Below are 16,804 nucleotides of genomic sequence, written 5' to 3' on the forward strand. Positions count from 1 at the left end.
TCTTTAGCCCGACGATAGCATGATCATACAATCCTGGGCCCACCCACCGGCAGAGGGATCTGACGCGGCATCCGATTACTTCCGGTCGCCGGCCATGCGGGGCTCGCGGGCAGCGCCTAGAGTGAGGATCACCAGGGATGGAGTCGGGTATGTCCGAGAAGATCGTCGTCGCAGTCTCCGCCGCATCGAGCAGCCGCCGGGCCGTCGACTGGGCCGTCGCGCGCGCGATGGCGCGCAGGCAGAGCATCGAACTGCTCAGCGTCGTCGGCGGCGCGGTCGGAATGATCGGCGAGGCCGCCGTGATCGAGGCCGCGATGACCGCGACCGAACAGATGCTCGCGGCTGAGGCGGAGCGGATAGCGCATCCGGGCCTCTCCGTCACCAGCCGCGTCGCGGTGGGCGATCCCGTGGCGACGCTCTCCGTCGCTTCGGAGGATGCGGTTCTGCTGGTGATCGGCAGCGATTACCGCGGTCCCGGCGACGGACCGGCACGCGGGGCGCACGGCATCCGCATCACCGCGGCATCGCACTGCCCTGTGGTCGTCGTGCCGGACTTCGACCTGGACGACGACCGCAGCGGCGTGGTGGTCGGCGTCGACGGCTCCTCCGTCTCGGAGGCCGCGATCGCCTTCGCCGCCGCTGAGGCCGACCGCCTGGACGAGCCTCTGACCGCCGTGATCGTCTGGACGCCGATATCCGCGCCGCGCAACGCCATCATGGTCAGCCCGCAGGCGTACCGGGACGGGATGGAGCAGACCGCTCGAGAGGCGCTCGCCCTGTCTCTGGCGGGGCTGCGCAGCAGATACCCCGGCCTGCAGATCGAAGAGGCGGTGGCAGAGGGCTTCCCGTCCGTCATCATCAACGAGCTCGCCGAGGGAGCGCGCCTCACGGTGGTCGGCAGCCGCGGGCACGGCGCCGTGCGCCGCTTCCTGCTCGGCTCGATCAGTCACGAGGTGCTGCAGCGGCTGGCATCCGTCGTCGCCGTGGTGCGATGACCGGACGGACGGCGCGGTGACCCGTGTGCTGCGTAGGGATACGCGCGTCACCACATAAAATCGAAGGTGCGGGAGGCACCCTGCCCGCTTCGGTTTCATGCAGGAGCGGTGATGGCAGAGTTCGTTCGGGTGGATTCGGTCGACGTCGCTGACGTCGAGCGTCTCTGGGCGCAGTACGTGCCGTCGGCACGAGCGCAGCACATCGATCCGGAGCGGTTCGAGTTCCGCTGGCGATCCGCGCAGACCAACGGACTCACGGTGGTGCGCTACGCACTCACCGCCACGGTGAGCGCGGTCGTGCGGCCCGAGGATCAGATCCTGGCCTGCCGGATCGCCACCGACAGCGGTTGGGTCCGCAGCGCACGCACCTCCTTGGAGACCGATCTGCCCTGGGTGACCGACGGCGTGCAGGTAGAGGCGTTCTGGGAGCGGACGGCCGATGTCACCGCTTTCGTCTTCGACCGCGCCATGGCCGAGAACCTGGCTCGGCGGATCACCGGTGATGACGCGCTGAAGCTGCGGCTGATCGACACCGCGCCGAGGAACGAGACGGTCGGACGCCACTGGAACCGCACGTTCGACCACGTGTTCCACGCGCTCGCCGCGAGCGGCGAGGACCGGCTCATCGAGGTGAGTCTCGTGCGCCACGCCCTGATCACCACTCTCAGCACGTTCTACTCGACCTATTTCGATGCGGCGATGCGGGAGCCGCGGTTCGTCGGCGCATCCGTCGTTCGCCGGGCCATCGCCTACATGGACGCTCATGCACACGAGCCGATCACGGTCGGCGACGTCGCCGTGGCCGCACACATCTCCGCACGCGGACTGCAGTACGCATTCCGTCGAGCGCTCGACATCACCCCCGCCGCCTACCTGCGCAGTGTGCGTCTGGATGGCGCACACCGCGATCTGCGTAACTCGGCGCCCGACGGGTCGGTCACCGAGATCGCGCGGCGCTGGGGCTTCGCCAACACGTCCCGCTTCGGGTCTGCATATCGCGAGGTCTACGGCGTCAGTCCTCAGCAGACACTCGAGGACTGACGCCGTTTCGTGCGCAAGACGAACAGTGTGTGCGCCTCCTGTATCAGAAAGACGTTCTGGCTGTCCAGTGTCGGGTAACCACGTAGGTTGAAGCCAATGGGTACTCTGTATTACGGCGATGCGACCGAACCGATCACGATCGAGGATCGCACACTCGCTCACCTCAAGGTCGTCCTCGCGACCAAATTGCGCCGCAACGAGAGCTTCACGCTGTCCTGGCAGCATCCGGAAGGCGAGCCGGCCGGACGATCCACCCTCTGGCTGCATCCGTCTATATCGCTGCGTTTCGTCTTCAGCGACCCGGAGACGCCCGAGCTCAGCCAGCGATGGCTGAACGAGCTGGCCACCTCGGCCAACAGCAGCGGCGGGATCCGTCTCACCGAGGAGCACATCGATGCCGGCGACGGCGCCCGTGAGGACGAACTGCAGCCCTCCTGAGTGACCTGCGACTCCCGCACGCGTGCGACGCCGGACGGGCGTTACTGTGAAGACATGGATCTGCGCGTCGCCGCATACGCTGTCGTCACCGACGAGCAGGATCGTGTCCTGCTCGCGCGCTGGACGGAGGGTCGGCGGGTCGCGTGGACGATGCCGGGAGGCGGGCTCGAAGAGGGCGAGGATCCGGAGATCGCCGTGCGCCGCGAGTTGCGCGAGGAGACCGGCTTCCGGATCGAGACCACCGAGCTGCTCGGGATCCACTCCCGCGTCATCCCCGGCTCGCAGCGCGTGCACAAGGCCGGATCCCCGCTGCACACCCTGCGCATCATCTACCGCGCCGAGGTCACCGGCGGCCGACTGCGGTTCGAGACCGACGGCTCCACGGATATGGCGGGCTGGTTCACGCTGCCGGAGGTGGCCGAGCTGCAGCGCGTCAAACTGGTCGACATCGCGCTGAGGATGGCCGGCATCCTCTAGGTCTTCAGTCGCGCGGCTTCTCGGGAACCGAGATGTCCGCGACCGTCGCTCCGTAGGAGCGAATCAGGTCGTCGGCGTCGATGAACAGGCTGAATCCGTGAGCTCCGGAGCCCATCGCGATGCGTCGGCCGACGATCGTCTCATCGGCGTACACCGGCCAGTCGGTGGTGCTGCCGATCGGCACGATCGTGCCGCGTTCGTACCCGGTGGCGGCCAGTGCCAGCTCGGGTTCCGGCAGACGCAATCTGTTGACGCCGACGACGGCGCGCAGTTTCGGCCAGGAGATGGAGCGGCCGCCGGGTACCAGGGCGAACAGGAACGTGTCGTCCGAGCGCTTCACGACCAGTGTCTTCACGATGTCGGATGGCTGCAGGCCCACCAGCGCGGCGGCCTCGGCCAGGTTGCGCGCGGCAGGCCGCTCCACGATCTCGATCTCGAGACCCCGCGCGGCGGCCGCCGCCCGCACCCGATCGTTCTGTTCGCTCACGCGTTGGGGGTGGACAGCGGGTCGTCGGCGACCCAGAGCTCGTCATCGGCGCGCAGCGCCTGCCAGGCGGCGGCGACGACGCCGATCGCGGCAGCGGCGCCGAGCACCAGCGCGACGATCGAACCGAGACCCATGCTCTTCTTCTTCGGGGCGGGCGCCGCCCGGTGCACGAGTTCGTGCCGCTTGTTGTTCGCGACATCCCACGCGGAGAGCGCCGTGCCCACGACGCCCCCGACGATGGGGACGACGCGCTCGTCGACGACGTGCTTGCCCACCTTCATGCCGCGATCCACGGCCGGCGCGAGCCGACGGTTGTACGTGTCCTGCACGACCGGCAGCACCTGCTCGCGGTTGAAGTTGCCCAGCTGGCGGCCCGCCTCGCGAGCGACATCCGCCGCATGGCCGACGAGCACCTGCTGCGCCTCCCACAGCTGTCCCGCATCGTTCTGAAGCTTGCGCAGTTCTTTCCTGCGCTTGCGGTTGAGGTTCACGTTGCTCTCCCGTCGGTCGGAGTTCGTAGGTGACTCATCTTGCCAGACGAGGCTGTATGCGGGCAGGGATCTGGCGTCGGAGGTGAAGATGTGCGACGATTCGGTCTCGCACAGCGCGCCTCTGCGAGAATGGTGAGCATGCCTCACGCTTCTCATGTCGCAACACTGCACACCAACCACGGTGACATCGTCATCGACCTGTTCGGCGATCACGCCCCGAACACCGTGGCCAACTTCGTCGGTCTCTCCGACGGCACGAAGGACTGGACCCACCCGGCCACCGGCAAGCCCGGGGAGGGACCGCTGTACAAGGACGTCATCTTCCACCGCATCATCCCGAACTTCATGATCCAGGGCGGCGACCCCCTCGGCAAGGGAGTCGGCGGCCCCGGCTACAACTTCAACGACGAGATCAACATGGAGCTCGATTTCAACGAGCCCTACGTCCTCGCCATGGCCAACGCCGGCCTCCGCCGCAACGCCATCACCGGTCAGACCGAGGGCACCAACGGCTCGCAGTTCTTCATCACGACCGATCCGACGCCATGGCTACAGGGCAAGCACACCATCTTCGGGAAGGTCGCGGACGACGCGTCCAAGAAGGTCGTCGACGAGATCGCCGCCGTGCGCACCGGTGCCGGCGACCGCCCGGTCGAGGACGTGGTCCTGCACTCGATCGACATCGCCGCGGCCTGACCCACCCGACCCGCACCGGCTCGCCCGAGCCGAAGAGAGAGCCGAGCCGATCCGGATGACGACCCCAGAGTTCGCGAGCAATCGAGACAACTTCTGCTATCGGCATCCGGATCGGCAGAGCTTCGTGCTCTGTCAGCGCTGCATGCGCACGATCTGCCCCGAGTGCCAGACGCAGGGACCGGTCGGGGTCATCTGCCCCGAGTGCATGAAGGAGCAGCGCAAGAACCAGTCTCCGGCGCAGCGCCGGGCCCAGCGTCGTTGGGGCGGCCGCCCCGGAGGCGCGATCGCGCTGGCCGGCCGCAGCGGCCGACCGGTCGTCACCTACGTCCTGCTGGCGATCACCTCGGTCATCGGTCTGCTGCAGCTGCTGCCCGGCATCGGCAACGAGATCACACAGCAGCTGCTGTTCGCCGCCGCCTACCTGTACCCGGACCTGTCCGCCTTCCCGTTCGAGCCCTGGCGGCTGCTCACCGTGCTGTTCGTGCACGGCGGTTTCGTCCACCTCGGGCTGAACATGCTCGCGCTCTGGATGCTGGGGCAGATCCTCGAGCCCATGCTGGGTCGTGCGCGCTATCTCGCGCTCTACCTGATCAGCGGACTGGGGGGATCGGTCGCCGTCGCGCTCATCGCCCCCGGCGCCCCGACCGTCGGAGCCTCCGGCGCGATCTTCGGCCTGATGGCCGCGCTGCTCATCATCGGCCGTCACGTCGGCGCCAACGTCACCGGCATCCTGGTGATCCTCGCGATCAACTTCGTCTTCGGCTTCGTGGTCGGAGGAATCGCCTGGCAGGCTCACCTCGGCGGCGCCGTGGTCGGCGCCCTGATCGCCTTCGTCTACACGCGCACTCGTCGCCGTGAGCAGCGGATCTGGCAGATCGCCCTGCTCACCGCCGTCACCGCTGTGCTGCTCGTCGTCGTCGCGATCGTCCCGCCGATCCTCCTCCTGTCCTGATCAGACGTTGTTGACAGGGTTCTCCACCCCTGTGAATAACACCCGTGTAATTCTCCCCACCTGTGCACAGACCTGTGGATAACTCCGGAGACGAAGTGCGTCCCCGTTTCGAGAGCGGCCGCAAACAAGAGAGAAGGACCCCTCGCCAAGACGAGAGGTCCTTCGAAATCGCGGCGCGGTCAGCGCCAGCGCGTGGTCATGAGGAAGCCGATCAGCGCGATGCCGAGACCGATGCCCAGGTTCCAACCGCCGAGTCCGGGGATCGGGAGGAGTGAGCCGGAGATGTAATACACCAGGATCCAGGCGAGCCCCAGCAGCATGAAGCCGACCATGACGGGCTTGAACCAGACCGCGTTGGGTGCGGTTTCGCCCTCGGGGCGCTCGACGGGCTCTTCGGGAACGCGAGATCGTGCCATGCGGATCAGTCTAGCGGGGTGAATAGACTTGCTCTCATGCAGACCGTGGCGCCGACCCCGGGTTCGCGTCGCACCCGACCTCGCGCTCGAGCGACCTTCACCGGTGTGCTCGGCGAACTGCTCCTGACCGCGGGCGCGGTGGTACTGCTGTTCGTCGCCTGGCAGATGTGGATCGGCGACATCATCATCGATGCGCAGAAGAACGTCGAGGGCGCGGCGACGGTCCAGGAGTGGGCCCAGGCGCCGATTCCCGATCCCCCTCCGCTGCGCGAAGACGCCGACGGCACGACGTACTATGAGCCGCCCATCCTGCCGCATCCCGCCGACGCCGAGCGCTTCGCCGTGATGCGCATCCCCCGTTTCGGCGACGACTACGTCAAGGACATCGCCGGGGGGACGTCCCGCTCGCGCACGCTCGACCACATCGGCATCGGGTTGTACACCGATTCGAAGATGCCCGGCGAGGTGGGCAACTTCTCTCTCGCCGGTCACCGCACCACCTGGGGCAAGCCGTTCAACAAGCTCGACAAGCTGCGGGTCGGCGATGCGATCATCGTCGAGACGCCGGGCGGCTGGTACACCTATCGCTTCCGCACACTCGAGTACGTGAAGCCGACGCAGACCGACGTGCTCGCCGACGTGCCGAGGATGCCCACCCAGCAGACCGATGAGCGCTACATCACCCTCACCGCCTGCTCGCCGCTGTACTCGCTCGCCGAGCGCATCGTCGCGTACGGCGTGTTCGAGGGCTTCCAACCACGATCCGAAGGCTCGCCCGCTTCCCTCGCGAAGGTCGACGTCGCCCCGCCCTCTGCCGAAGGAGTCCGCTGATGTATGCCGCGCTGTGGCGTCTGCTGCCAGGACCCTGGTGGGTGCGCCTGATGATCCTGCTGGTGATGCTGGCGGCGGTGCTCTACGGGCTGTTCTTCTATGTGTTCCCCTGGGTGAGCCCGTACATCGTCCCGGCCGAGGTCGACCTGGAATGAGCGCTCGTGTGCTGGTCGTCGACAACCACGACAGCTTCGTCCACACGCTGATGGGCTACCTGCAGGAGCTGGGCGCCGCGGTCACGATGGTGGAGGCCGACGCTCCGGACGCGCACTGGCAGCGGATGCTGCATGACCACGATGCCGTCATGATCTCCCCGGGCCCCGGAACGCCCGCCGACGCCGGCGCCTCACTCGACGTGGTGCGTCTGGCCGCGCGGCGACGGATGCCGCTGCTGGGCGTGTGTCTCGGACATCAGGCGATCGGCGAGGCCTTCGGCGGCGCCGTGACGCCCGCGCCGGAACTCATGCACGGCATGGTCTCCCAGGTGACCCACGACGCATCGGCGCTCTTCCGCGACATCCGCTCGCCGTTCGCCGCCGGTCGATATCACTCACTGGCGCTCGCCGAGGAGGACCTGCCCGCCGTGCTGCGCGTGACCGCACGCGCCGAGCGCGGGACGATCATGGCGATCGCGCATGAGAGCCTGCCGATCGTCGGTGTGCAGTTCCATCCCGAGAGCGTCCTCACCGAAGACGGTCACCGCCTGCTGGCGAACTGGCTCGCCGGTGTGCGCCCCGCCGCAACCGGACCGGGTCAGTCGGCTGTGCAGTAGCGCAGCTCGACGGTCGAGAGGATGTCGACCTCGCCCGGCGCCACCGACATCGAGATCACGGTGTTGGGAGCCTGGTCGTCGCCGCACGCACCCTGCTCGGACGGGGCGGCCGTGAGAGCCAGCTTCTCGAGCGCCTTCTTCGCCGAATCGACCGTCCAGCCGGTCATGTCCTCGACGGTGACCTTGCCGTTCGCGACGTCCAGGTTCACTGTGGCGCCGGGAGCGACCTGATCGCCCGCTTCCTGGCTCGCCCACAGCACCGTGCCCGCCGTCGCGTGCGGATCGTTCTGCCTTCGCACGGTGCCGAGTTCGAGACCGGCCTCTTCCAGGACCTTCTTCGCCGCGTCCTGGGACAGGCCCTCCAGCATCGGCATCTCGATGGTGTCGGCTCCGGTGGACACGTACACGATGATCGACTCGCCCTGTGACACCTTCGCGCCGGTGCCCGGCTGGGAGCGGATGACATGGTCCTCGTCGAAGTCGGCGCTGGCCTCGTCGCGGACGTCGGGCACGAGCCCGGCATCCTTCAGCTCCCCCTTGGCCTGACTCAGCGGCAGGCCGACGAGGTTCGGCACCGTGACCGAGGCGCGGGACACGTCGACATCGCGCGCCGAAAGGCTGACGACCCAGAAGAGCACGGAGATCAGCAGCACGGCGAGCAGGGCGACACCGGCCCAGATCCATGCCACCGGCGGTCCGGACTGCGTGCGCGTCATCGTGGTGTCCGTGCTCAGCTGGCGCAGCGAGCGGGCGGTCTCCTGGGCCTGCCGCGGATTGGCGCCGTACAGCTCGCTCGTGAGCGCACCGATCTGCTTCTTGGTCGGGGCGTCGCCGGCGGTGACGGCATGCAGCGCGGAACGGAAGGAGCTGGAGTCCGGGAACCGCTGATAGGGGTCCTTCGCCAGCGCACGCAGCACGATGGCATCGAGCGACCGCGGCAGGTCCTCGTTCACCTCGGAGGGTGGCTCCGGCGTCTCGCTGACGTGCTGGTAGGCGACGGCCACCGGGGAATCGCCGCGGAACGGCTGTCGAGCCGTCAGCATCTCGTACAGCACGACCCCGGTCGAGTAGAGGTCGGCGCGCGCGTCGACGGACTCGCCCTTCGCCTGCTCGGGCGAGAAGTATGCCGCGGTGCCGAGGATCTGCGTGGTCTCGGCCACAGTCGATGAGGAGTCGGACACCGCGCGGGCGATGCCGAAGTCCATCACCTTGACGGTGCCCTTCTCGGTGATCATCACATTGCCGGGCTTGATGTCGCGATGCACGACGCCCGCGCGATGCGAGTACTCCAGCGCCTCGAGGATGCCGTCGGCGTAGCGGATCGCATCCTCGACCGACAGCGGACCGGCGGCGATGATGTCCTTCAGCAGCGTGCCGTGCACGAGCTCCATGACGATGTACGGCTCGGACCCCGCGGCATCCGACACGCCGGCGCCCGGGGTTCCTGTGCCCGTCGAGCCGTGGGTCCCTGAGCCCGTCGAAGGGTCGCCGGCGTCGTAGACCCGGACGATCGACGGGTGCGACATGCGCGACGCCGCCTGCGCCTCCATGCGGAATCGGGTGCGGAAGGCCGAGTCGCGTGCCAGTTCGGGGTCGAGGATCTTGATCGCGACCTCGCGCCCCAGTGTCAGGTCGTATCCGCGGTGCACCCGAGCCATGCCGCCGTGACCGATGACCTCGTCCACGCGGTAGCGTCCGGCGAGGATGCGCGGCTCTGTCGACACGTCCATCTCCCCCAGCTGCTTCTTGAATCCTGTTGCCAGAGTACCCGGCCCAACCTGACTAGTCGGCGGGAGGAGGATCGACCCCGTCGCCCGGGTCGACGGGTTCTTCGACGGCTGCCGGCAGGATGGAGGTCGACGTCCCCGAGTTGGACATTCCGGACGGGCGCTCCCCGCAGAAGGCCCGATACGTGGCCGTCACGGTCTTGCCCGCGGCGCCCTCGTCGACCGTGATCACCTGGGATCCGACGTCTCGGCCGAAGTTGCTCTTCGCGGATCCGTCACTGAACTTCGCGTTCACGACCGTCACCTCGTAACCGCTCAGCGGATCGGTGCCCGAGGGGCAGGTGTATCCGTTCCAGCTGACGGTGGCCTCTTGGCCCTCCGTCACGGGCCCGGAGATGCTGGGCGCCGTCTGGGGAGCGGGAATCGAGACCTGGTCGCCGTAGACGAGCATGTCGATGGTGGATCCGACCGGCTGGTTGCCGCCGGTGCGCACCTCGTAGACCAGGCCCACCTGACCCTCCGAGGGGGCGGGATCGCCCGGCACGCAGTTCGGCTCGAGGTCGTTCTCCGCGAGCACGGCGGTGGCGGCCTCGCACGTCTGTCCCTCGAGATTCAGGTTGTCGACGTTGACCGGGGGCGGGGTGGTCTCCTCGGGGGTCTGCGGCGGGCTCGACGGCGCCGAGGCGGTGGAGCTCGTCTTCGCCGGCGCCTTGTCGTCCTGGTTGTTGAGGAGCAGCCCCAGCAGGGTGCCGCCGAGAGCGATGACCAGCAGGGCGATCAGGGCGATGAGCGGCCAGGTCCAGGGGCTCCGCTTCTTCTTCTTCGTGGTCTCCTCGGTGGCGACGGCCTGCTCGGTGGGCAACTGCGCCGTCGTCGGGAGGATGCGCGTCGAATCGCCGTCACCCATCCCGGTCAGGATGCGAGTGGCGTCGTCGGCGTCCCCGACTCCGATGCCGGCGATCGCCGGCACCGCGATCGCGGCCGAGTTCAGGTCGCCCCGCCGCAGCGCCTGTGCCGCGCGCGACACGGTGGCCGCCGACGACGGACGCTCGGCCGGCTTCTTCGCGATCATCGCCATGACGAGGTTCTGCACCGGCACCGGCACGGTGGCCGGCAGTGCGGGGGGCTTCTCGTTGATCTGCGCCATCGCGATCGCGACCTGCGACTCGCCGGTGAACGGACGCTTGCCCGCCAGCGACTCGTAGGCGACGATTCCCAGCGAGTAGATGTCGGTCGCCGGCGATGCCGCGTGCCCCGACGCCTGCTCGGGCGAGAGGTACTGGACGGTGCCCATCACCTGACCGGTGGCGGTCAGCGGCACCTGGTCGGCGATGCGCGCGATCCCGAAGTCGGTGATCTTCACCCGACCGTCGGGCGTGATCAACAGGTTCCCCGGCTTGATGTCGCGGTGCACCAGGCCGGCGGCGTGCGCGGCCTGCAGCGCGGATGCCGTCTGCGCGACGATGTCGAGCGTCTTGTCCGCGCTCAGCGCGCCGTCGCGCTCGAGGATCGTGGACAGCGCCTCGCCGGGCACGAGCTCCATGACCAGGAACGCGGAGCCGTTCTCCTCGCCGTAGTCGAAGACGCTCGCGATGCCCTCGTGGTTGACGAGTGCGGCGTGGCGGGCCTCGGCGCGGAAGCGCTCCAGGAACCCGGGATCACCCATGTACTCGTCTTTGAGGATCTTGATGGCGACGGTGCGTCCGATGACGTGATCCGTCGCCTCCCACACCTCGCCCATGCCGCCGATCGCGATCCGCGACAGCAGCTCGTAGCGTCCACCGAAGGACACACCCTGCGTCGGTCTCATCTGCCCAGCACCGCCTCTATGACTTTCTTCGCAATCGGGGCGGCAATCGCATTGCCGGAACCCGACTGTCCTCTTCCACCGCCGTCTTCGACGACGACTGCCACCGCAACCTTCGGATTCTCCGCCGGTGCGAAACCTGTGAACCACAGCGTGTAGGGCCGGGAGCCGTTCTCCGCTGTTCCTGTCTTTCCGGCGACATCGACGCCGTCTATTCTTGCACCCGTCGCCGCCCCGGAATCGACCCCTTCGACGAGCACGGCGCTCAGCGCCTCGGCGTCTGCGGCACTGAGCACCTGATCGAAGGCCTCATCGGTGTACTGGGTGTGCACGGCGAAGTCGTCGCCGATCACGGCATCCACCATCCGGGGCTTCATCACCGCCCCGTCGTTGGCGACGCCCGCTGCCACCATCGCCATCTGCAGCGGCGTCGCGGTCACCTGCCCCTGCCCGAAGCCGGTGAGCGCGGTCTGCGGGTCGTTGAGATCGCCGGGGTAGCTCGACGCCGTCGCCTCGAGCGGCAGCTCGAACGCGGTGTTGAAGCCGAACTTCTCGGCCGTCTCGCGGATGGCCTTGTCGCCGAGCTCGACGGCGAGCTCGGCCATCGGGATGTTGCAACTGCGCTTGAGCGCCTCGGCGAGGGTGGTCGTCGCGCCCTCGCCACAGGTGCCGCCCCACGCGTTCGAGACCTGGTTGTCGGTGCCCGGCAGCGTGTAGCGCGCCGGATTCGGCAGCGTGGACTCGAGAGTCCAGTCGCCGGATGCCAGGGCCGCCGCCGCCACGACCACCTTGAAGGTCGATCCGGGAGGATTGAGATTCCCGGCGATCGCACGGTTGTACAGCGGCTTGGCGGGATCGGCGGCGAGCCGATCGTGCTCGGCGTTGACGGCGGTGCTGTCGTGCGCGGCGAGCGCGTTGGTGTCGAAGCTCGGCGTGGAGACCATGGCCAGAATGCGGCCGGTGGCCGGCTCGATGGCGACCACGGCGCCCTGCAGGCCCTGCAGCGCGTCCCAGGCGGCGCGCTGCGCCTTCGCGTTCAGGGTCAGCTTCACGCTGAGACCCTGCTGCGGCTGCCCGGAGAGGATCCGCTCGATCTCGGCGAAGAACGCGTTGGAGCCGGTACCGGACAGGTCGGCGTTCAGCGCCCGCTCGATGCCGGTGGACGACTGCAGTGCCGGGTTGAAGTAGCCGGTGACGGGAGCCCACATCGCGGCATCCGTGTACACCCGCTGGTACTGGTAGCGGTCGTTCGCCGCGACCGACGTGACGATCGCGGAGTTGTCGACGATGATCGAGCCGCGCTGGATCTGGTAGCTGTCCAGCCGCGTGCGGGTATTGGCGGGGTTCTGGGCGAGGTTGTCGGCGTCGACCACCTGGATCCAGCTGGCGGAGACGAACAGCGCCAGGAACATGGCGAGGATCACGAAGCTCAGCCTGCGCAATTCCTTAGTCATCGGACACCCCCTGTCGGGTGGCTCCCTGAGCCTGTCGAAGGGCCTCGGTCATACAGGTCGGCCCCCTCATCCGATCACGACTCTGGGTTGGCGGCGCACGCCGTCGCTGATGCGCAGCAGCAGTGCCACGATGAGCCAGTTCGCGACCAGCGAGGACCCGCCGGCTGCGAGGAACGGTGTGGTCAGACCGGTCAGCGGGATGACGCGGGTGACGCCGCCGACCATGATGAACACCTGCAGGGCGATCGTGAACGACAGCCCGGTCGCGAGCAGCTTGCCGAAGTCGTCCTGTCCGGCCAAGCCGATCCGCAGTCCGCGACTGACGAAGACCATGTAGAGGCAGAGGATGGCGAACAGCCCCACGATCCCGAGTTCCTCGCCGAGGCTGGGGATGATGTAGTCGCTGTTGGCCAGCGGCGTGATGTGCGGGCGCCCCTGCCCCCACCCGGTGCCGATGAGCCCGCCGTGCGCCAGACCGAAGATGCCCTCCACGAGCTGGTAGCTGCCTCCCTGCGCGCTGATGATGTCGGGGTTGAACGCGTCCAGCCAGTTCGTGAAGCGGCGCTGCACGTAGGCGAGGATCCTGGTGGCGAAGAACGCTCCGGCCGCGACGCCCACCAGGCCGATGAGCACCCAGCTGGTCTTGCCGGTGGCCACGTAGAGCATGGCGATGAACATGCCGAAGATGAGAACGCCGGTGCCGAGGTCGCGCTGGGTGACGATGATCAGCAAGGACAGGAGCCACACCACCAGTACGGGACCGAGTTCGCGCATGCGGGGCCAGGTCATCCCGAGGAAGCGTGTGCCGACCGAGCTGAGGCTCTCGCGGGTGCGCACCAGGTAGCCGGCGAAGAAGATCGCCAGGCAGATCTTGGCCAGCTCCCCGGGCTGGAAGGAGAAGACGCCCGCGATCGACACCCATACGTCGGCGGTCGCGCCTCGCGCCTTGAGGAACGGGATGAACGGCAGGATCAGCAGCACGATGCCGGCGAGCCCCGACAGGTAGGTGAAGCGGTAGAGCACGCGGTAGTTGCGCAGCGCGATGACCAGCGCGATGGCGCCGGCCATCGAGATCGCCGCCCACGCCAGCTGCTTGGTCGAGAACATTCCCCAGCCGGAGAGCTGCTTGGCGATGTCGATGCGATAGATCATCGCGATGCCGACGCCCGTGAGGACTGTGGCGATGGGCAGGACGAACGGATCGGCGTCGGATGCCACCACCCGCAGCACCACGTGCAGGGCGAACACCAGCACGGCCAGTCCCCCGCCGATGGCGAGGATCATCGGGTCGATGGTGCCGAGCGCGCCGAGCTGCACGAGAGTGAGCGATGCGCCGGCGACGGCGAGGGCGAACAGGAGCAGCCAGAACTCCCGGTTGCGCTGCTTCTGCGGCATCCGGATCTTCTTCAGCGCCTTCATGACGCTGGTGTCGGCGCTGACGTCGGTCACGGTGCCGGGGCTTCCGTCGTGGGTGCCGGGGTCGGCACCGGAGTGGTCGTCGGGCTGGGTTCGGGCTCGGGTTCGGGGACGGGAGGGAGAACGCTGGCGCGCAGGCGGTCGGTGATGGCCATCGCATCCGCCAGCGACCGGGCGTTGATGGTGCGCTCGACGGCCGCACGCTGGTACGAGGGCAGGTCGGCCAGCAGGATGAAGGTGTCCTTCATCTCCGTCGACAGGGAGATCGGGCCGAGGTTCTGCTGCACGCCGCGGTAGATCACGACGCTGTCGTCGTCCGCGCCGACGAAGTAGCGGGTCTGGGTCCAGTTGTAGGCGAGGACGCCGGCGCCGACGAGCGCGAGGACGGCGACGACGAGAGCGGCGAGCCACGCGATCCTGCGTCGGGTGCGGCGGCGCCTGTCCTCTTCGATGATCTCCTCGAAGTAGTCGGAGTCGGGTTCGAAGTGGCTGGGTTCGTTCGCGGCCTGCAGCACCGGGTGCAGCCAGCCGGTGAGCGAGCTGCGGGGAGCCGGGACGGGCAGATCCGAGGGGTTGGACGCGGCACCGACGACGGTCGGGGTGCCGGAGGACAGCGGATGCGCGCCGCCGACGTCGACGAGCACGATGGTCACGTTGTCGGGAGCTCCGCCGTCGAGCGCCCGCTTGAGGAGGTTGTCGGCCGTGCGGCCAGGGGCCAGGCCCAGACTCATCGCCTTCGCGATGTGGACGTCGTCGACCACACCTGTGAGCCCGTCCGAGCACAGCAGCCAGCGGTCGCCCGGACGCGTGGGCATGACGAACATGTCCAGGTCCGGATCGATGTCCATGTCGCTGAGCACGCGCATCAGCACGGAACGACGCGGGTGGTAGCGGGCCTCTTCCAGGGTGATGCGGCCCGAGTCGACCAGGCGCTGCACGAAGGTGTGGTCGGTGGTGATCTGGGTCAGCGCATCGTCGCGGTAGAGGTAGATGCGCGAGTCGCCGATGTGGCCGATGACCGCGTACTCGTCGAACATGACGATCGCGCTGAGCGTGGTGCCGAGGCCCGCGAGCTCGGGGCGCTCCTTCGAGGCGCGGATCAGGTCGGCGGCGGCTGACGTGGCCGCGGCCTGCAGCTCGGCCTGGGCGTCGTCGGTGCTCGCGTACGGGCGGTCGAGGGCCTCCATCCGGCGGATCGCCAGGGTCGAGGCGACATCGCCCCCGGCGTGGCCCCCCATGCCGTCGGCGACGACGAACAGGTTGGCTCCGGAGTATCCGGAATCCTGGTTGTTGGAGCGGACCTTCCCGGTGTGGGAGATCGCGGCGCTCGAGCCCTCGAAGACCATCTGGGTGCGGCGCCCTTATGCTCGCAGCTCGAAGGTCGTGGCGCCCACCTTGATCGGGGTGCCGTTCCGCACCTGCACGGGCTTGTCACTCAGACGCTGACCGTCCAGGAACGTGCCGTTGGTGGACCCGAGGTCCTGCAGCATCCAGATGCCGCCGCGCTGAGAGAGACGGGCATGGTGGCTGGAGGTGTAGTCATCGCGGATCACGAGGCCGGACTCGCTGGAGCGGCCGATGGACATCGACTCGGCGGCGCTGAGAGGCACCTCGAGGCCGGCCTTCGGGCCCGACGTGATGACCAGGCGTGTGGCGGCCTGCGCGGGTGCGCCGGTGGGGCGGGGTGCCTGATGGATGGGTGCCGGAACGGGAGCCTCCGCGGCGGGCATCTTGCGGACGCGCACCCCGAAGAGATCGGCGCGCAGCGAGTAGACCACCCCGAAGACGAAGAACCAGAGCAGCACCAGGAAGCCGACGCGGAGCAGCAGCAGGAGGAGTTCACTCATCGCGACCCTCCGATCAGAGAGGGCGTCAGGCCCGGGAACGGCTCCCGAGCGCACGTGCGGCGGCGAACGGTCCTCACGGCCGCACCTCCCGGGAGACCGGCACGACGCGGAAGGTCAACTCGGTGCGTCCGATCGTGAAGACGGTGCCGGGACTGAGCGCGGCTTCGCGCACCTTCTCGCCGTTGATCTTGGTGCCGTTGGTCGATCCGAGATCGCGCAGCATGGCGCGCTCGCCGTCCCAGAGCACCTCGGCGTGGCGGCGGCTGGAGCCGGCATCGGAGATGGCCAGGTCGGCGTCGCTGCCGCGGCCGATCACCGTTCGCGCACGGGAGAGCGTGTGATGGCGACCGTCGATCTCGATGACGCCCTGCCAGGAGACGCTGCTCTCCACGGATGACGAGCTGATCTGCACGGTGCCCGTGGAGACGCGCTCGTCGGCTTCCAGGGAGATGCGCAGAACGCCGGCGAAGCTGTATCCCTGTGTGCGGGCGTGCTGGCTGAGCAGGGCGAACAGCTCATCGTTCAAGGCGTGTCCGAGCGTCAGCATCCGCTCGTGGTCGTCGGGGCTCAAGCGCACCAGGTAGTCGCTGGGGGTGATGATGCGGTCGCGGCTGACCACGGCCGCCTTCGTGTCGGCCTCGCGGCGCAGGGCCGAGGCGATCTCGACAGGTTGGATGCCGCTGCGGAAGGTCTTCGCGAAGGCGCCGTTCACGGCGCGCTCGAGACCTCTCTCAAAGCTGTCAAGTAGTCCCACTTGGTTCCTCTGGCATGCCGACGGGTAGGGCCATCGTAGCCAGACCCGCTGGATATGCGCTTGTTGGTGGCGCGATTCCGCGCACGGCCGGGGCGGGGTCGCCCTGTTCCGGATGCTCGGACGGGCGCCAGAGCGGAGCACCGGATGCCGTCACGACCGTGTACGAACCGCGCGCACGTGCGTGATAGCCTTTTCAGGTTGAG

At 68.2% G+C, this 16,804-nt stretch carries 19 protein-coding genes; 9 read left to right on the forward strand and 10 right to left on the reverse strand.

Annotated features, from left to right (window positions below; genetic code table 11):
- Window positions 1-149 precede the first annotated feature (149 nt).
- The 4 genes from ACFQY2_RS03205 to ACFQY2_RS03220 all read left to right on the forward strand — a co-directional run bounded on the left by ACFQY2_RS03205 (window position 150) and on the right by ACFQY2_RS03220 (window position 2,951).
- Complete coding sequence (locus ACFQY2_RS03205; protein ID WP_378744179.1) at window positions 150-995, forward strand: universal stress protein; 846 nt, start codon at window positions 150-152, stop codon at window positions 993-995.
- 111 nt (window positions 996-1,106) lie between these two features.
- Window positions 1,107-2,036, forward strand: a complete 930-nt coding sequence (locus ACFQY2_RS03210) for a helix-turn-helix transcriptional regulator (RefSeq protein WP_378744180.1) — start codon at window positions 1,107-1,109, stop codon at window positions 2,034-2,036.
- Between the two features lie 96 nt (window positions 2,037-2,132).
- Complete coding sequence (locus tag ACFQY2_RS03215; RefSeq protein WP_378744181.1) at window positions 2,133-2,474, forward strand: hypothetical protein; 342 nt, start codon at window positions 2,133-2,135, stop codon at window positions 2,472-2,474.
- A 54-nt stretch (window positions 2,475-2,528) separates the two neighbouring features.
- Window positions 2,529-2,951: an NUDIX hydrolase gene (locus tag ACFQY2_RS03220; protein ID WP_378744182.1), complete on the forward strand. Its 423-nt coding sequence runs from the start codon at window positions 2,529-2,531 to the stop codon at window positions 2,949-2,951.
- 4 nt (window positions 2,952-2,955) lie between these two features.
- Here the strand turns inward: ACFQY2_RS03220 and ACFQY2_RS03225 are convergent, their stop codons facing one another.
- Both ACFQY2_RS03225 and ACFQY2_RS03230 read right to left on the reverse strand, forming a co-directional pair.
- Window positions 2,956-3,438, reverse strand: a complete 483-nt coding sequence (locus ACFQY2_RS03225; protein ID WP_378744183.1) for an aminoacyl-tRNA deacylase — start codon at window positions 3,436-3,438, stop codon at window positions 2,956-2,958.
- Window positions 3,435-3,929, reverse strand: coding sequence for a DNA helicase (locus tag ACFQY2_RS03230; RefSeq protein WP_378744184.1), 495 nt, complete (start codon window positions 3,927-3,929; stop codon window positions 3,435-3,437). The genes ACFQY2_RS03225 and ACFQY2_RS03230 overlap by 4 nt, the downstream gene beginning before the upstream one ends.
- Before the next feature lie 138 nt (window positions 3,930-4,067).
- Between ACFQY2_RS03230 and ACFQY2_RS03235 the strand changes: the two genes are divergently transcribed.
- Complete coding sequence (locus tag ACFQY2_RS03235; protein ID WP_378744185.1) at window positions 4,068-4,625, forward strand: peptidylprolyl isomerase; 558 nt, start codon at window positions 4,068-4,070, stop codon at window positions 4,623-4,625.
- A gap of 55 nt (window positions 4,626-4,680) precedes the next feature.
- Window positions 4,681-5,577, forward strand: coding sequence for a rhomboid family intramembrane serine protease (locus ACFQY2_RS03240; RefSeq protein WP_378744186.1), 897 nt, complete (start codon window positions 4,681-4,683; stop codon window positions 5,575-5,577).
- A 179-nt stretch (window positions 5,578-5,756) separates the two neighbouring features.
- Here the strand turns inward: ACFQY2_RS03240 and ACFQY2_RS03245 are convergent, their stop codons facing one another.
- The gene (locus tag ACFQY2_RS03245) at window positions 5,757-5,993 is read right to left on the reverse strand and encodes a cell division protein CrgA (RefSeq protein ID WP_378744187.1); all 237 of its coding nucleotides are present in this window, start codon (window positions 5,991-5,993) and stop codon (window positions 5,757-5,759) included.
- A 36-nt stretch (window positions 5,994-6,029) separates the two neighbouring features.
- On the opposite strand from ACFQY2_RS03245, the gene ACFQY2_RS03250 reads away from it, so the two are divergent.
- From ACFQY2_RS03250 to ACFQY2_RS03260, 3 genes are read left to right on the forward strand one after another with little or no spacing between them, the layout of a single operon-like run.
- Window positions 6,030-6,824 carry a class E sortase gene (locus tag ACFQY2_RS03250; RefSeq protein ID WP_378744188.1) on the forward strand — a complete coding sequence of 265 codons (795 nt, stop codon included), beginning with the start codon at window positions 6,030-6,032 and terminating at the stop codon, window positions 6,822-6,824.
- Complete coding sequence (locus ACFQY2_RS03255; protein ID WP_378744189.1) at window positions 6,824-6,979, forward strand: hypothetical protein; 156 nt, start codon at window positions 6,824-6,826, stop codon at window positions 6,977-6,979. Before ACFQY2_RS03250 ends, ACFQY2_RS03255 begins: the two co-directional genes overlap by 1 nt.
- Window positions 6,976-7,596 carry an anthranilate synthase component II gene (locus ACFQY2_RS03260; RefSeq protein ID WP_378744190.1) on the forward strand — a complete coding sequence of 207 codons (621 nt, stop codon included), beginning with the start codon at window positions 6,976-6,978 and terminating at the stop codon, window positions 7,594-7,596. The genes ACFQY2_RS03255 and ACFQY2_RS03260 overlap by 4 nt, the downstream gene beginning before the upstream one ends.
- Here ACFQY2_RS03260 and pknB read toward each other — a convergent pair.
- The 7 genes from pknB to ACFQY2_RS03295 form a co-directional block, all read right to left on the reverse strand.
- Window positions 7,578-9,326: a Stk1 family PASTA domain-containing Ser/Thr kinase gene (gene pknB / locus ACFQY2_RS03265; RefSeq protein WP_378744191.1), complete on the reverse strand. Its 1,749-nt coding sequence runs from the start codon at window positions 9,324-9,326 to the stop codon at window positions 7,578-7,580. The two genes, ACFQY2_RS03260 and pknB, sit on opposite strands and share 19 nt — an antisense overlap.
- Before the next feature lie 52 nt (window positions 9,327-9,378).
- Window positions 9,379-11,133 carry a protein kinase gene (locus ACFQY2_RS03270; RefSeq protein WP_378744192.1) on the reverse strand — a complete coding sequence of 585 codons (1,755 nt, stop codon included), beginning with the start codon at window positions 11,131-11,133 and terminating at the stop codon, window positions 9,379-9,381.
- Window positions 11,130-12,584: a peptidoglycan D,D-transpeptidase FtsI family protein gene (locus ACFQY2_RS03275; protein WP_378744193.1), complete on the reverse strand. Its 1,455-nt coding sequence runs from the start codon at window positions 12,582-12,584 to the stop codon at window positions 11,130-11,132. Before ACFQY2_RS03275 ends, ACFQY2_RS03270 begins: the two co-directional genes overlap by 4 nt.
- Window positions 12,585-12,650: 66 nt before the next feature.
- Window positions 12,651-14,003 (reverse strand): FtsW/RodA/SpoVE family cell cycle protein, encoded by a 1,353-nt coding sequence (locus ACFQY2_RS03280; RefSeq protein ID WP_378745018.1) that lies wholly within the window; start codon window positions 14,001-14,003, stop codon window positions 12,651-12,653.
- 26 nt (window positions 14,004-14,029) lie between these two features.
- Entirely contained in the window at window positions 14,030-15,346 is a 1,317-nt protein-coding gene (locus ACFQY2_RS03285) for a PP2C family protein-serine/threonine phosphatase (RefSeq protein ID WP_378744194.1), read from the reverse strand.
- 15 nt (window positions 15,347-15,361) lie between these two features.
- A complete protein-coding gene (locus tag ACFQY2_RS03290; RefSeq protein ID WP_378744196.1) occupies window positions 15,362-15,847 on the reverse strand; it encodes an FHA domain-containing protein in 486 nt (161 codons plus the stop codon).
- Between the two features lie 73 nt (window positions 15,848-15,920).
- A complete protein-coding gene (locus ACFQY2_RS03295; protein ID WP_378744197.1) occupies window positions 15,921-16,601 on the reverse strand; it encodes an FhaA domain-containing protein in 681 nt (226 codons plus the stop codon).
- Window positions 16,602-16,804 lie beyond the last annotated feature (203 nt).

Source organism: Microbacterium sp. GCM10027623, from assembly GCF_042666935.1.
Classification (GTDB): domain Bacteria; phylum Actinomycetota; class Actinomycetes; order Actinomycetales; family Microbacteriaceae; genus Microbacterium.